The following is a 256-nucleotide window of genomic DNA, read 5'->3' as shown; positions in this document are numbered from 1 at the left end:
AAGTTCAAAAGACCTGCTCGGATCCCTCCACTCATCGTCCATTTCTGATCCAATCGGATGTGATAAGCAAAGTCTGTGGCTATATTCGTTACCGTCATGGGTCCCGCTTGATCTTGGTAGGCAATCACGCCTACTCCTTTGTTGTATTTCCATTTCACATTAGCCGTTACTCCTAAGGTTTTAGGTGCTCCGTCTAAACCAATCCATTGCTGGCGATTGGATACAATAATCTCGCTGTTTTCCGTGCTGCCAGATT

General features: G+C 45.7%; 1 protein-coding gene. It reads right to left on the bottom strand.

Annotated features, from left to right (window positions below; all coding sequences use genetic code 11):
- Positions 1-256, bottom strand: a 256-nt coding sequence (locus tag V7S76_RS13290) for a type IX secretion system membrane protein PorP/SprF (RefSeq protein ID WP_459510627.1), incomplete at both ends; no start/stop codon positions are given.

Source organism: Aquirufa sp. ROCK2-A2 (genome assembly GCF_054558485.1).
Note: the sequence above shows the minus strand (reverse complement) of the source record. Positions and strands in the feature narration are given on the sequence as shown.